15 protein-coding genes are annotated in these 15926 nt (G+C 31.1%); 3 read left to right on the plus strand and 12 right to left on the minus strand.

The window, feature by feature from the left end; all coding sequences use genetic code 11:
- Positions 1-93 precede the first annotated feature (93 nt).
- The 12 genes from FYC62_RS00600 to FYC62_RS00655 all read right to left on the minus strand — a co-directional run bounded on the left by FYC62_RS00600 (position 94) and on the right by FYC62_RS00655 (position 11187).
- Positions 94-1026 carry a glycosyltransferase family 2 protein gene (locus tag FYC62_RS00600; RefSeq protein WP_149073537.1) on the minus strand — a complete coding sequence of 311 codons (933 nt, stop codon included), beginning with the start codon at positions 1024-1026 and terminating at the stop codon, positions 94-96.
- On the minus strand, positions 1013-1540 hold the full coding sequence (locus FYC62_RS00605) for a glycosyltransferase (protein ID WP_149073538.1): 528 nt from the start codon (positions 1538-1540) through the stop codon (positions 1013-1015). Before FYC62_RS00605 ends, FYC62_RS00600 begins: the two co-directional genes overlap by 14 nt.
- Positions 1525-2154: a glycosyltransferase family 4 protein gene (locus tag FYC62_RS00610; RefSeq protein ID WP_149073539.1), complete on the minus strand. Its 630-nt coding sequence runs from the start codon at positions 2152-2154 to the stop codon at positions 1525-1527. The genes FYC62_RS00605 and FYC62_RS00610 overlap by 16 nt, the downstream gene beginning before the upstream one ends.
- Before the next feature lie 56 nt (positions 2155-2210).
- The gene (locus FYC62_RS00615; protein WP_149073540.1) at positions 2211-3338 is read right to left on the minus strand and encodes a glycosyltransferase family 4 protein; all 1128 of its coding nucleotides are present in this window, start codon (positions 3336-3338) and stop codon (positions 2211-2213) included.
- The gene (locus tag FYC62_RS00620) at positions 3335-4042 is read right to left on the minus strand and encodes a class I SAM-dependent methyltransferase (protein WP_149073541.1); all 708 of its coding nucleotides are present in this window, start codon (positions 4040-4042) and stop codon (positions 3335-3337) included. Before FYC62_RS00620 ends, FYC62_RS00615 begins: the two co-directional genes overlap by 4 nt.
- Positions 4042-4971 (minus strand): class I SAM-dependent methyltransferase, encoded by a 930-nt coding sequence (locus FYC62_RS00625; RefSeq protein ID WP_149073542.1) that lies wholly within the window; start codon positions 4969-4971, stop codon positions 4042-4044. Before FYC62_RS00625 ends, FYC62_RS00620 begins: the two co-directional genes overlap by 1 nt.
- On the minus strand, positions 4971-6233 hold the full coding sequence (locus FYC62_RS00630) for an ABC transporter ATP-binding protein (RefSeq protein ID WP_149073543.1): 1263 nt from the start codon (positions 6231-6233) through the stop codon (positions 4971-4973). Before FYC62_RS00630 ends, FYC62_RS00625 begins: the two co-directional genes overlap by 1 nt.
- A 246-nt stretch (positions 6234-6479) precedes the next feature.
- Positions 6480-7523 carry an ATP-binding protein gene (locus FYC62_RS00635; RefSeq protein WP_205943745.1) on the minus strand — a complete coding sequence of 348 codons (1044 nt, stop codon included), beginning with the start codon at positions 7521-7523 and terminating at the stop codon, positions 6480-6482.
- A 555-nt stretch (positions 7524-8078) separates the two neighbouring features.
- A complete protein-coding gene (locus FYC62_RS00640; RefSeq protein ID WP_240534773.1) occupies positions 8079-9020 on the minus strand; it encodes an ABC transporter permease in 942 nt (313 codons plus the stop codon).
- Positions 9021-9116: 96 nt separating this feature from the next.
- The gene (locus tag FYC62_RS00645; protein WP_149073544.1) at positions 9117-9395 is read right to left on the minus strand and encodes a Txe/YoeB family addiction module toxin; all 279 of its coding nucleotides are present in this window, start codon (positions 9393-9395) and stop codon (positions 9117-9119) included.
- Positions 9371-9580 (minus strand): DUF2683 family protein, encoded by a 210-nt coding sequence (locus FYC62_RS00650; RefSeq protein WP_149073545.1) that lies wholly within the window; start codon positions 9578-9580, stop codon positions 9371-9373. The genes FYC62_RS00645 and FYC62_RS00650 overlap by 25 nt, the downstream gene beginning before the upstream one ends.
- A gap of 485 nt (positions 9581-10065) precedes the next feature.
- On the minus strand, positions 10066-11187 hold the full coding sequence (locus tag FYC62_RS00655; protein ID WP_149073546.1) for a glycosyltransferase family 4 protein: 1122 nt from the start codon (positions 11185-11187) through the stop codon (positions 10066-10068).
- Positions 11188-11818: 631 nt separating this feature from the next.
- On the opposite strand from FYC62_RS00655, the gene FYC62_RS00660 reads away from it, so the two are divergent.
- The 3 genes from FYC62_RS00660 to FYC62_RS00670 all read left to right on the plus strand — a co-directional run bounded on the left by FYC62_RS00660 (position 11819) and on the right by FYC62_RS00670 (position 15905).
- Positions 11819-12844 carry a PDDEXK nuclease domain-containing protein gene (locus FYC62_RS00660; RefSeq protein ID WP_149073547.1) on the plus strand — a complete coding sequence of 342 codons (1026 nt, stop codon included), beginning with the start codon at positions 11819-11821 and terminating at the stop codon, positions 12842-12844.
- A 257-nt stretch (positions 12845-13101) separates the two neighbouring features.
- Complete coding sequence (locus FYC62_RS00665) at positions 13102-14121, plus strand: SIR2 family protein (RefSeq protein WP_149073548.1); 1020 nt, start codon at positions 13102-13104, stop codon at positions 14119-14121.
- Positions 14122-14138: 17 nt separating this feature from the next.
- A complete protein-coding gene (locus tag FYC62_RS00670; protein WP_149073549.1) occupies positions 14139-15905 on the plus strand; it encodes an ATP-binding protein in 1767 nt (588 codons plus the stop codon).
- The last annotated feature ends 21 nt before the right edge of the window (positions 15906-15926 follow it).

Consider the following 15926-nt stretch of genomic DNA (forward strand, 5'->3'; position numbering starts at 1 on the left):
AACCTAGGATTGGTTTTAGATAAAAATAAAAACTAATTGGAGTTAGTAAATATAAAATATGTAAATCAACAAGGAAACAATTTTTAATAAATATTATTTTGTTTTTAGATAGTTTTTTAATATAAAATAAGGTCCATAATAGGTGAAATTTAAAGATTTTACAACAAAATTTAAATTCTTAAAAATATGTAATCTTGGGTAATGCCTTATATAATTATCAAAATAGTAAGAAAGTAACTTTTTATTCTCTTTTCCTAATATTTCTGTAGTAACCCATTTATAAATTCTTAAAACTTCAATATTTCTAGTATATTGAAATTTTGATCGAGTAGTATTGTTATGAGTTCTAAAATAATTTTTTATTTCTGAATTAAAAATAACCTTATTTGTCTTTTTGAGATACATCAACCAAAAAAGCCAATCACCACAAAATTTGAAGTTTTGAATAGCACTTAAGCAATCTTTTATAGCTTCTATTTTTTTAAAGATTACACCACTTGCATTTGGTATTGTATTTTTATAAATCAGAAATGATTTAATCTCATCAAGATTATTATTAATATAATTAGACTTCCATTTACTACTATTCAAATCTTTATACCAAAAATCCAGGCTGTCTATATAATTATTTTTTTCATCAACTCTAATTGTTTTAGAAATAAAAATATCAGCTTTTTTATCTAAAATCGATTTAAGCCCAATTTTTAAGAAGTTACTTTCACAATAATCATCACTTTCAGCAATCCAAATGTATTCCCCTTTAGCTAAACTGATGCCTTTCTCCCACTGTTTAAAAGGACTACCACTATTTTGTTCATTATAAATGATATGACTTATTTTCTCATGACCTCTATATGTTTCAATGGCTGCTTTACTTTTATCTGTTGAACAATCGTCTAATATAATTAGCTCGAAATCTTGAAATGTTTGGTTCAATACAGAATCTAAACGTTGTTTGAGATACTGAGCGTGGTTGTAATTAGGAACAATTACAGATATTAATGGATGAGCATTAGTGTTTAGCATCTATATATAATTGATTTACAACAGACTCGAATTGCTGAAATGAGTATTCAAAGTTATAAAGTTCAGAACATCTTTTCCAACCTGCTTCTCCTAATCGAGATCTTAACTTGTTGTCATGTAATAGGTTATGTAAAGCTTGATAAATACTTTCTATAGAGCCATCATGAAGAATGCCTGTTTCTTGAGCAATAATTATTTCAGTACTTGCTCCGGTGCTTCTGGCAATAACTGGAATTGCGTATGATGAAGCTTCAATCAGTACTCTGCCAAAGGCTTCTCTGGCTGAATTAGCTATTAAAATATCAGTTTTTAGATAATAAAGTTCTGTGTTTTCTTGAAAACCTGTTATAGATACAAGACTTTGTAGTTGATTATCATATATGAAAGTTTTTAAAGTACTTGTATCTCCTGCACCAACAAATACTAATTTTATATTCGGATAGTTTTTACTTAATAAATGAAAAGCTTTTAATATTTCAAGCTGACCTTTACCAGTAGCTATATTACCAACCATACTAATAGTGGTTGTCTGACTTTGAGGTTGATTTTTTTTAATGTGCTGTTTTGAATAAATGTCTCTCTTTTAAAAACCCCATTATATAAAAGATAACTTTTTATTTGATACTTTTCCTGATAATACTGTTGTATGGCTCGAGAGTTACTAAGATATAGTGTTGCTCTTTTTTTTAATAGATTAAACATTAAACCTTTAAAATTTTTAAAAACAGCATGGTCTTCTTTACCAAATTCTCTAAGATGGAGAATGATTGGTTTTTTATAGAAAAAGGAAAGTATCAATAGCCAATAATTTACACTGGTATTTATATATATAATATCTGGATTATATTCCTTGATGTAGGAAACTAATATGGGTAAATGTCTAAATGCACTATATAGTTTTTTAAATTGCGTTTTTAATTTGTCTTCCTTACCATATTGAATAAATAAAGGGTAAAACACCTTTTTGAAAGGTATATGTTTATTCTTTAAATAATTCTCAGCTAATCCTCCTGTAGGTAAAATCACCTTCGCTTCATGTCCTTTATTTGAAAATTCTTCTGCTAAATCTAGCATAGAACGTGTTGCGCCATGAAGATGGCTATCATGAGAAAGGAAAAGTATTTTCAATCTTTAAAATAACTTAAAAATATTATTTTTTACTATTTGCAATATCTAGAAAAAATTTAATTCTTTGTTTTACTTAAATTAAGCTCGTGAGCATCTAAAATAACTTTTTCTAAGAGGCCTAAATGCTTTTCTAAGCTAAAGTATTCTTTAATATTTACCCTAGCATAATCCCCATAAACTTTACATAGTTCAGGACTTTTAATTAACTTTAACATGTTTAAAGCCATCATATTTACATCTAACTCCTCACATAGCAATCCTGTTTTTTCGTGAATTACTACATCAGGAATTCCTGCATGTTTCGTGGAAACAACGGGAAGTCCAGCTGCTTGAGCTTCTAATATGCCTACAGGAGTTCCTTCAGAATCTCCATTCTCAGCAACAATAGAATGCTGTACAAATGCTAAGGAGTTAGAAAGTAAGGCTCTGATTTCCTCAGGCGTTTGTACACCTTTAAACATAATATTTTGCTCAATCCCCCAGATTTTAGCTAAATTTTTACAAGTATTTAGAAGAGGTCCATCGCCTATCATAAGTAAAATCGCGTCTGGATATTGTTTTATTACTGATTTAAAAGCTTTTATTGTTGCATAAGGTGCTTTTTTGTCCACAAATCTTCCTACAGAAATGAATTGCTTACTATTATAATTAGGGATGATATTAAAAAAGGTAGGATTTGGACCATATGTATTCAAAAGAACTTTATGCCTAGGACAGCCCATATTTAATAAAGTTTCTTCCATCGCTTTAGAAACTACTACTATAGTATGGGCATATGAGAAGATTTCTTTATACTTTATTTCGTATTTTCTTAAAATTGATTTTTCACTAGCATCAGCACCATGAAAATGAACAATTAAGGGTTTTTTAAGACACATAATTGTATTAAGACTTTCGGCAGCTGTAACCCCAAATTCTGCTAATACGACATCAATATTGTTTTTTTTTAGAGAATGCCTTAAAGCGAGTTCCGTTGGACTTAGCCTTTTGTTTATTTTATATTTTAATCTATAATAAAGCTTTAATAGATGATTTTTTTGAAGATGTCCATCATTTTCTAATTTAGTTGGTATTAAGCCCCCGAAGTAATATTTAATATTAAAAGGTATTAGTTTATGAGCTTGTATAAATGTCTCAGAATAGGCATTTTCATTTGGTGATAATATAGCAAGATTTTTCATCATGGTTTAAATGCTACGCCTGTTAATCCTGTAATCATCAGCCCATCTGTAATTGTCTTAGGATGTATTTCCTTTTTTAAAAGGAACTTATAGAAAGGGAAAATTAAAAACTTCAGAAAAGTTCTCCATTTTTCGCTTATAGGAGCCCGACATACCCATAATCCAAGCATTTGTGCCATGCTTGCATGCCAGCCACCTTGAGCTTCAAGTTTTATATTGGTAAAACCGGCTTCAGTTAATAACCTACTTAATGCAAAGGGGGTATATCTATATTCATCGTTAGGCGTTTCATGCAAATTCCATAAAAAAGGTACAGTAAATAGAAATTTACCACCAGGTTTTAAAACTCTAATTATTTCTTTTAAAATTATGGATGGATTAGGGCAGTGTTCTAAAACTTCTGTTGCCAATGCATTTTCATAAGAATTATTTTCAAACGGCATTTTTATCCCGTCCCAGGTAAAATCAGGTTTTACATGAGCATCATAAATAATTGCAGAGTTTATATCTAACCCAGTATAACTTGTCATGGTAGAGTTATCCATTAGGAATTTTTTATAGGGCATTTTACCGCACCCTACATCTAATAAAGTACCTGTAAGTTGAGATGAATTTCTTTTAAGGAAATTAAAAATACAAGTTCTAATTAGATATCTATCTAAGTTATGCCTTGTTAATTTAGGACTTATAAAATTTTCATCTATCATTAATCTCTCTTTTTTAATACTGCTACTATGTTTCTACCTTTAATTAATTGAGGGATTACCTTTGTTTTAATACTTTTAATATTAAATATATCAGCTATTTTGATTATAAATTTATAAATTAAATATTTTGATCTGAATTTCAGCTGTGTTTCATTAGCCCAAAATGTAAGTATTTTATTAATTTCATCTATCGTTGGATTCTCTATTTGAATTCTAATCACTTCAAGATTAAAATGACTAGCTACGTTAATAATAGTTTTTTTATCCCAAAGACCAATGTGATGAGGCGGTAAATTTAATGTGTGAAATTTATCAGAATAGTATAAGTAAGGATTTGAGTTAGGAACACCAAATATGATATATCCATTTTTATCTAAAAGGTTTAATGAATTTATAAAGAATGAATTAACATCATATATATGTTCTAAGACTTGAAAAGAACAAACGAGATTGTATTTTAATCCTCTATTTTTATGTTCTTCTATGATCTCATCGTAAACATTTAGGCCTCTAATTTTACAAAAATCTGCAGCATTTTTATTTAACTCTATTCCAGAACATTGGATTTTAGTATTGTTTTTTAAATAATAAATAAAGTCTCCAGTTGCACAACCTATTTCCAATAATTCACTAATTTCTAAATTCTTAATTATATCTAAACTTGTTTGGTGTTCCCATTTTGGAAATCTATAATAAGTAGATCTATTTTTATGTAAATCAATATATAACTTTTCTTTTCCTTCCAAGGTTTCCGGATAAAAAAAACGATATTTCGTCTTAATACATCTTCTAAGTTGAAATTTTCCTTTCTGGAAGTATTCACTTACGTCTATTCCATAATCTTTTAAATATAAGTCTATTATCTTAGTTGAATCAAATTCTTCAACTAGTTCTGTGTTGGAAATATTATCTATGGGACTTTTTATCATTAATTTTCAATTTTAATTTGCCAATCATTCTGTTGTATGAACTTAGCGCTTCCTTCTTGCCAATAATAATCTCTAAGTTCACTGTCTTGGAAAACTTGAAATTGACAAACATTAGTAATCGTTTCTAGCTTTTGTTTAGTAGCTGACTCAGCGAAATGTAATGTTAGACTATAAAGACCTGGATAAAGTTTTAATTCTTTAATAACATTAGTAAGAATTGTTTTCCCTGGTTGAGTACCAAATTTTGCATCTTGAAAAGTAATTAGGTTATGGATAAGAGGAAGGTCGTTCATATCCATAATTTGATATGATATCGCAGGTCTTTGTAATGGCTCTACAATATTTATACTAATATTTATTTCAAGATTATTATTTATATTCTGATTATTATTTAGATGTGTGGTTTTAAGAAAGACTCTATCAATACAAGTTTTATCCTTTCTTTCATTTAGATATTCTAAATTATCATTTTGGCCATCATTTTGATATTGGCTTATAACTTTAGGCGTTTTATCTATACTTTTTAAGATGCCATTCTTTAAATATATACAGTTTGAAGTTAGTGTGTTAACTGCTGCCATATTATGGCTTACGAATAAAACCGTTCTCCCTTCTCCCTTATTCACATCATTCATCTTCCCCAAACATTTTTTCTGAAACTCTGCATCTCCAACAGCTAATACCTCGTCTACAATTAAAATTTCAGACTCTAAATGCGCAGCCACTGCAAAAGCGAGCCTCACATACATACCAGAAGAATAACGCTTTACTGGGGTATCTATATAGCGCTCAACACCAGCAAAGTCTACAATTTCATCAAACTGACTTTGTATTTCATACTTGCGCATACCTAAGATGGCGCCATTAAGGAAAATATTTTCCCTGCCAGAAAGTTCAGGATGAAAACCCGTACCTACCTCCAATAAGGAAGCAATACGGCCTTTTACTTTTACAGAGCCAGTGGTGGGTCCTGTTACCCGGCTTAAGATCTTTAAGAGGGTACTTTTACCTGCACCATTACGACCGATGATACCAACGGCATCTCCCTGCTCAATCTCAAAATTGATATCCTTTAAGCTCCAAACATAATCGCTATTGCCTTTGGTACTGCGGTCATTGGTTTCCCCAATTTTAAGGTAAGGATTCTCTTTACCTCTTACGGTATGCCACCATTTATTAAGATCATGAGCAATAGAACCTGTACCAATTTTACCTAAGCGGTATTGTTTAGATAGGTTCTCTACTTTTATGGCTACTCCCATTTTAAAAAAAATTAAGCTGAATTTAAGAAAATTGTTCGGGCTAAATATGATATGATGAATCTACCTCTTAAGAGCAATCAGTATATTAAGAAAGTAGAAATGTTCTTAAACTTACAGCCTTTATACCTTCTATACTATTGCCAGTGTAAGCGTCTAAAGTAACCACTTCTTTAGGGTAGTTATCTTGGATAAGTTTCAAATTTCCAAACTCTCTATCAAACGTTTTTTGTTCGTTTAAAGATAATGCTACTTGTACATATTTTTTTCGCCATTTCTCTCACAAAAAAAATCAATTTCTTGAGTTCCTATGATACCTATTTTTACATGATATCCGGAAGATATAAGATGATTGTAAACAACATTTTCAATGATTTTTCCTTTATCTTCTAAGCGATATCCCCAAATGCCATTTCTAATTCCTAGATTTTCAAAGTAAAATTTTTCTCCTATTTCAAATATTCGCTTTCCTAGAAGATCAAATCTGGAAACTTTATGAATTAAGAACGCATTTACTAGATGCTGAATATAAATTTGAACCTGGTTAGGGGGGATATTGGTTTTTTGGGATTTTAAAAAGTCACTTATTTTTTTTGCAGAAAATAGGCTACCCGTATGGGCAGCTAAGAAAATAACAAGCTGCTCTAAAAAAACAGTATTTCGTATAGCATATCGGTTGATAATGTCTCTATATACTATGGTATTGTAAATATTTTTTAAATATTCAAAAATCACCATGTCTGTTAAAGGCAAATTTTTAAGATAGGGTAAACCACCATATTTGATATATAAGTCTAAAGAATTATCTGTATCTGTTAAATGATGAAATTGCAAAAATTCTTCATAAGATAAACTATAAACGGTAAACTCTATATATCTACCACTTAATTTACCTGCAATATCGCCTGACAATAAATTGGCATTGCTTCCTGTACAATATAGGTCTAAATCTTGATGTAATAAAAGTGAGCGTAGTGCGTCTTGGAAATCTATAATATCCTGTATTTCATCTATGAAAACAAAAGTCTTTTTGCTAGCATGTTTCTTCGCTAATACATATTGATGTAAATCTTCTGCTGTTTTAATAAACGAAAAAGATAAATCTTCTTTATTGATGTATAAGATATTAGCATCTTCATGTTCTTTTTGAAGGAAATCAATAATTTGGAAAATTAAATAACTTTTACCAACCCTACGCTGTCCAGTAAATACTTTAATGATTGATTTTCCAATAAACGGTATTACCCGATTTAAATAATCAGTTCTTATTTCCAAATCAGCAGGAATCTTCATTGTAGTTATAGCTATAATTTGAGGTAAAAATACAGTAAGTTTTAGATATAACTAAAACTTTAATGTGTATTTTATAAGAACTTTCTCTTAAAATAAAAAATCAATCTTCAAAAATATAATCACTCACTAATGAACTAGTGACTAATAAACTAATTACTAAATAAAAACTCACTCCATTAAAAATAACCATAGGGCTTCGACTCCCTGTCTGCCGAAGGCAGACGCTCAGCCTGACAATTCTTAATAATGACATCTTAGCACTCACTATCGACCATCAACCATTACCCACCGACCATTTTCTATCGACCATTTTCCATCAATCATTGCTCACCGACCATTGCCCATTGTCCATCAACCATTGCCCATTGACTCCCTACTCATGAACTAACCCCTAACCACCTAACAAACTAACCCCTAACCACCTAACAAACTAACCCCTAACCACCTAACAAACTAACCCCTAACCACCTAACAAACCAACCCCTAACCACCTAACAAACTAACCACCTAACAAACTAACCAACTAACAAACTAACCAACTAACAAACTAACCACCTACACCGTATCCATAAAGCTTTTCTCCACCCTGTTAAAGATGATATAGCCTATACCAACAGAAAGAAGCATGAAAATAATACTGTATAGAATATGCAGAGGATCTACGTAACCTTTGGAAAAAAGAACATATTTAAAACTCTCTACAACGGGAGATAGCGGATTGATATCTACCAGCCAACGAAAACTTTTACCTTGTAAATAGGAGAGGGGATAAATCACTGGGGTAGCATACATGAGTAGTTGTACTGCGAAAGAAAGCAAAACAGCAAAATCCCGATATTTTGTAGTGACCGAAGAAATGATGATGCCCAAACCTAAGCCAATCCCTGCCATCAACAAAACAATAAAGGGTATAAATAATAAATTTGCACTCAACTGTAAAGGATATCCATTAAAATGGTAATAAATAATGACAAATATTAATAAGGCAAATTGGATAGCAAATTTTACCATATTAGAAATCACAACAGATAGCGGCATGACGATTCTGGGGAAATAAACTTTACCAAAAATGGAAGCATTGGAAGTAAAAGTACCCGAAGTACCGTTTAAGCAAGCTGCAAAATAGTTCCAAATCGTTAATCCGGCCATGTAAAAGGCCGCAGGTGCAATACCATCTGTAGGGATGCGAGCAATTTTGCCAAAAACCAATAAAAACATCATGGTGGTTAAAGCTGGCTGAATCACATGCCACATTGGCCCAAGAATTGTCTGTTTGTATTGAGCAACAAAATCACGCTTTACAAACAGCCACATCAAGTCACGGTAGTGCCAAACCTCTTTCAACTGTAAATCAAACAGTTTGTTTTTGGGTTGTATTTCTAAATCCCACTCATTTTGGGCTTGTACCTTCATGTTTTTTCTGTTGTTTTGTCTAATACGATTAACCATACACCATTGAACAACGGCTATCATCCCACTCTTTAAATCAAAACTCATTAAATCAAAAATATTAGGCTTCGACTCCGCTCAGCCTGACAATTCTTAAAATGACTCTCTACTATCCACTATTAATTGCATCAAAAAATAATCTGGCTATTTATCATAATGACCTAGTGCAGAAATTACGAACACAGTTACAATATCTTCTTGTACTTTATAGATTAGTCGGTCTTTTTGATTTATTCTTCTGGACCAGAAACCGGATAGTTCATATTTTAGGGGTTCTGGATTTCCAATTCCATGATAAGGAGTTTGGGCAAGCTCAATAAATATTTGCTCTATTTTTTTAATATTAGATTTATTGCCTGATTTGAAGTGTTTTTTGAGATGTTCTTCTGCAATTTTTTCTACTTTAATTGTAAACTTTCCCATAGGTTGTTTGGGTCAACAGTTTTATAGCTAGGATTTTTTTCAGCCTTTTTTATCATATCTACAAATTCTGGATTATAAGGTGATTCCTCTAACTTTTTCTCAAAATTGATTTTAAGAGCCTTCATAAAAGCTTTTATAGCTGCCAATTGCTCTTTGTTCTCAGGATGTACGATTAAGGTTTCCATATGTCACAATTTTCTCTTACAAATTTACAGAAATATTTTTATTCACTATCGACCATTAACTACCATACCAATCACTCCATCACAACTCACTCCATCAAAAATAATTGAAAGGCTTCGACTCCCACTTCGACTCCGCTCAGTGTGACAATTCTTACTCATAACTATTGACCATCGATCATTGACCATCAACCATAAACCAATCCCTAAATCAAAAATCACTCCATCAAAAATATCATCATCCACTAATGAACCAATGACTCCCTACTAACCAACTAACCAACCAACAAACTAACCAACTAGACCCTAACCAACTAACCCCTAACAAACTAACCCACTAATCCCTAACCAACTAACCCTAACAAACTAACCAACTAGACCCTAACCAACCAACCAACTAGAACCTAACAAACTAACCCCTAACAAACTAACCAACTGGACCCTAACCAACCAACCAACTAGAACCTAACAAACTAACCAACTAGTCCCTAACCAACCAGTCTCTCAACCTCTCCCGAAAACTTCTCATATGCAAACTTCTCCAAACAAGCATGTTGAATAGCTTTCTTCTCTTGTATGGATAATTTATTTTGAGACAAACTTTTTAGGGCTTCTTGAATAGCTTTGAAATCTCGAGGATTCACTAAAATACCAGCATCAGGGTTTTGTACAGCATCAATAGAGCCATCTTGATTTCCCGCTACTACTCGCAACCCACAAGCTTGCGCTTCAATAAACACCAGCCCAAAGCCTTCCTTTTCACTAGGTAAAACAAAAGCATCAGCAGCCTGGTAATAGTTGCTAATAGCTTCATCAGCAATAAATCCCGTGAGTATAATTTGTTTTTGTATGTTTAAGCTTATAGCCAAATCTTGTATACGTTGGTATTCTGCATCCTCGTATTTACCACCTAGCATATAATAAGCCGCTATACCTTCATCTTTTAGTGCAGCAATGGCTCGAATAACCAAATCATAATTTTTTTGTTGTTCGCTATTTTTTAAACGAGTCAAAGCAAAAAACAAAGGAGCATCAGCTGGAATAGCATAAAGCTTGCGGATAGCAGATTCATCATCTTCCTTAATTTCTGGAATAACAAAATAAGGGTCAAGTGCATTGGGGACTACTTTTATCCTTTCAGCTTGTATAGCATGCCTTTTTGTTATTTCACTCTTCGTAAAGGCGCTTACCGCAATAATTTCATCTGCAACTTCTAATAACCTTCTTTTAAAGCCCTTTAAAGGTCGCCATACTTCAATACCATGTGTCCATAAAATAATCCGGCATGTTGGTTTTAGAAACTTGATAAAACAGGCAATAGGGGCCAGGTTAATATGACTTAATATGATGGTATTATATTTGAATGCTGTAAAACAAGAAGCAAGAGCACCAAGTTTAGGCGATAAGCCATAAGCTTTAAAATGCATTTTTTTTACATAACGCTCATCCGCCAAGTCATCATAAAGGGAAATCATCCGAAAATGTATTTTTCCTTCTTGCTGAAAATTCTGAAGAGCAAAGGCAATGCCTCTACATACTTTTTCTATGCCGCCAGTTAAACTAAAAGTACGAAGAGTAAGGAAAAGAACTTTTTGAGGTTTGGGAATCAAGAATTTAGGTTAGTTCAAGCGGTTTAGACAAGCCCAAAAATAAAAAGAGGAAATTGCAGTTGTTATGTGTGTATGAGTTAGAACTTTTAGCATGATGCACAGCTTCGCTTCCTCAGTCCCAAATTTATAAAATGGGCTAAGTGCTTTCGTCTGTAAAATTATCATAATTTATGAAAGCCAAAGTAGGTTTTTTTAAAAAATTCATATCTCATAATTTATAATCATTGATAATCAAAAAAATGCTATGGACACCTCTATCAGTTTTCTAGTTACTAAAAATCAAAATGATATATCTTTGTAGTGTTAAGTTTTAAATGTTAAGATTTAATAACTGACTTTAGTCCTGCTTAAATAAGCATCTTAAGCCAATTGCAAGGTATCCTCCCCTTGGAGGAGGTGCAGGAGGAGGAAAAAGATGAAAAACCTAAATAAACACTACTTCACAAAATTTTTCTACTTCACAATCATAACATTTCCTTTTTAAGAAAATTATTTCTATAATTACCCTACATTTTAAACTGTATGGAACACATCTACTATCAACTGCTTATGGCATTATGCTGTGCTTTTTTCTTAAAGCAAACATTACTCGGCGAATTCTACAATACTTAATCGCATAATCCCTTTACAAATGCTGATTAACGAAACCATCATTACAGACATTAAAAACATTATAGCCCATTCAAAAGACAAGGCTATAAAAGCTGTTGATCACCAAAGAACTTTAATGTATTGGCATATAGGGGAACGTATATTTGAAGAAGAACAAAAAGGAAAAGACCGGGCAGATTATGGGACTTTTCTTATTAAATACCTTTCAGAACAGCTACAACCAGAATTTGGTAGTGGTTTTTCAATCAGACAAATTAATCTTTACAGACAATTTTATCGCACTTTTACAAATGTGCATACACTGTATGCGCAATTAAGTTGGAGCCAGTATAAACTATTACTAAGTGTTAATAGTCAAGATAAGAGAGAATTTTATATCGCCGAAACAATAAAGAACAACTGGACCGTAAGACAATTAGAAAGGCAAATTCACACCAGCTTATACGAACGCTTGCTGTTGAGTAATGATAAAGAAAGTGTACTCGCAGTAGCCAAAAAAGAAAAATTACCTTCCGATGCTAAAGAAATCATCAAAGATCCCATGTTTCTGGAATTTCTTGGACTTAAAAAAGAATCAGCTTATTACGAGCGTGATTTAGAATCAGCAATTATCACACATCTTCAGGAATTTCTATTAGAGCTAGGGAATGGTTTTTCATTTGTTGCAAGGCAAAAAAGAATACATATAGAAGGTGATGAGTTTTTTGTAGACCTAGTATTTTATAATCGCATTTTGCAGTGCTTTGTTATTATTGAAATAAAAACGCATAAGCTTACCCATCAAGATATTGGACAACTACAGATGTATGTCAATTATTACGACAGAACAGAAAAGTTACCACATGAAAACTCCACCATTGGCATTTTATTCTGCGCTGATAAAAATGATGCAGTAGTAAAATTTACACTCCCAGAAAATCAGAAGCAAATTATTGCCAGCCAGTATGAGTTATACCTGCCTACTGAGCAACAGTTAATGGCAGAACTAAATAAAGAATTAGAAAACTTTGAAGAAAGAGATAAGCCTAAAAAAGAGATACAATAACCTATAATTTAAAAGCCTATGAGTTTAAATAAATTCCCTCAAGAACCAGCCACCTTATACAACCATAAACGTATTTGTGTAACTGGGAAGCTTACAGAGTATAAAGGAAAATTGCTTTGGTTATAAATGGGGTGGGACAGGTTAAATAATATAATATGTTTTTATAGGGTGTTATGCGATATAGGATAGCAGATATTACAAGTTAGGGGAAGGATATAAGGACATCGCAGAATCAATTTCTATCATATTTTAACAACATGGAAAATTTAAAAGAAATTCTCGCAACACCGAAACAAATAGGTCTTTTACTAGGTGCGGGTGTATCCAAAGCTTGTGGTTTACCAAATATTTATGATTTAACTATAAAAGCAAAGGAGTTAATAAAAAATGAACACTTTTTAGGCTTATTAGAAGATATTGATACAGTTGAAGATATATTAAATAAAACACAACAATTAAGAGTATTACTAAAATCAGGTAAAGAAATCAATAGTTTAAAAGAAAGTGATATACATGATATTGAGAAAAATATAAAGCAAGTTATTTTTGACGAATTATCCATTGAAATTAATACTGAAAACTTTTACAAATTAATTGTTTGGTTAAATTTTATTAATAGAGATTACGAAAAAGAAATCTTTACACTTAACTATGATTTATTGGTTGAAGAAGCTTTAGAAAAGGCCACTTTACCTTATTTCAGTGGTTTTGTTGGTAACGTAAAACCTTTTTTTATTACAGATTCAGTTGAAGATTTTCAAGGGATTTATGTTAAGCAAAGTTTTGTTAAACTATGGAAATTACATGGTTCATTAAACTTCGCAAAAGATAAAGATGATAAAATTTATATTGACAATAATATAGGTGAATCTTCTGAAAATCTTTTGATTTATCCTTCCATGGATAAATATCTATCTTCTAGAAAAGCTCCATATATCTCCTATTTAGATAGATTTCGTAAATATCTTATTGATAGAGAAAAAATTGTTTTTGTTCTAGGTTACTCATTTTGTGATGATCATATCAATGAAGTTATTATTAATGGGCTGAGTAATAATTACAGATTATCTGTAATTGCGTTCGCATATGATGAAACTACTTTTAATAAAGGAAAAGAATTATTAGGATCTCATCCTAACTTTTCTATTTATACAGATAAGAAAAAATATACTAACAGAAAGGAAAGTGAATTCGACAACGAAACAAACATTGGAGATTTTAATAATTTCATTTCAATTATAGATGAAATTTCATTTTCAAAAACTAATCAGGAATAGAATTTAGCCCTTTAATTATGAATCGGAATAATATTGATAGTGGCAAAATTGGTCAGGTAATAGAAGTAAATACTGAACGGGTTATAGTTGAAGTTAGTAATGAACTTGATAATTATAATATAATTCATAATGGAACATTACATAGAGTTGGACAAGTTGGTAGTTTTGTGAAAATTATAAATGGTCTTTGCTGTGTTTATTGCGTTGTCGAATCTTTTTCAACGTATATGCAAACTGGTGATATTGCTATAAATAAGAAGGTAATTAATGTCTCTTTACTTGGGTATAAAAACATTAATGGAGAATTTGAAAGTGGTGCTAAGATTACACCAAGCATTGCAGATTCGGTTTTTTTAATCGATGAAGATGATATTAATATCATTTTCAAATCAGATGTGAAATTCCCAGTTGAAGTTGGTAAAAATTATTTTTCTAATAGTCTTCCTGTTTATTTGAATCTTAATGAATTTGTACTAAAGCACTCGCTTATAGTTGGAAGTACAGGAAGTGGTAAATCAAATACAGTTGCTTATCTACTTAATAATATAACCACAAAATATAAAAGTTCTAGGATTATAATTATTGATATTCATGGTGAATACATGAAATATCTCGGTGAAAATGCTTACGAATTTTCTATTTATGACCCAACAAAGAAATTAGTATTACCTTATTGGATGCTTGATTTCGATATCCTTTGTAGATTATTTGGATTAGGTAATAGTTTAACTTCTTCATCTATAATTGATGTATTTAGAGATAGAATTCTTCAAATGAAGAAGGAATTTATTAATGGGAATGATGAGCTTAAGAGCAAAATAAAACTTGCAGATATAAATATTAACTCTCCTATTCCTTTTAATATTAAAACTATCTGGTTCGAGTTTTATAAAAGAGGTTATGGTACTTTTAATAATACTTCGAGAGAATTCGGAGATTTTGCCTATATGAAAGCTGATAATCAGGATGATTTAATTGGAAAAGCAGAAGAATTAATTAAGCCTGTGTTTAAACCATACACCTCATTAAATAGTGCTCCTTTTAAATCTAATGAGTCTAATTATAAAAATATTGCAGATAACATTGAAAATTTATTACGTAATGAAGACTTTAAGTTTGTTTTTGGCGATGATGAATATATAAAAGGAGATAAAGGCATAGCAGAATTAATAGAATCTTGGATAGAAAATGACAAACAAATAAGTGTTTTAAATCTAAGCGGAATACCATATAATATACTAGATGTGGTTATAGGGGTACTTTCAAACCTATTATTTGATACAGTATATTATACTTTAAAAATTAATGCCAAAAAATTTGAAGGTAGACCATTATTAATTTGTTATGAAGAAGCACATCGTTATTTAAACTCTGGCACTCAAAACAGTTTTTCTCAAAATGCTGTGGAGAGAATAATGAAAGAAGGTAGAAAATTTGGATTAGGTGCAATGATAATATCACAAAGACCTGTTGAAATACCTAATACTGTAATATCTCAGGTTAGTACTTTTATAGCTTTACGTTTAACTAACAGTGACGACCAATCTAGAGTAATAAGCTTTGCCCCAAATAATTTTTCGATGTTTTTAAAATCTTTGCCGTCTTTAGGTAATGGTGATGCATTTGTAATTGGAGAGTCTATGAAAATACCGATGAAAGTTAAAATACCTTTATTAGAAACTGTTAAGAATATAAACTTTGCTGAAAAAATTGGAGCATGGAATCAAGATAGACCTGATAATTTAAGTTATAATGATACAGTTATAAGTTGGATGCAAAAATAAAAATAAATTAAAAACAAAATA

Origin of the sequence: Pedobacter aquae, from assembly GCF_008195825.1 — a bacterium.
In the GTDB taxonomy this organism is placed as follows: domain Bacteria; phylum Bacteroidota; class Bacteroidia; order Sphingobacteriales; family Sphingobacteriaceae; genus Pseudopedobacter; species Pseudopedobacter aquae.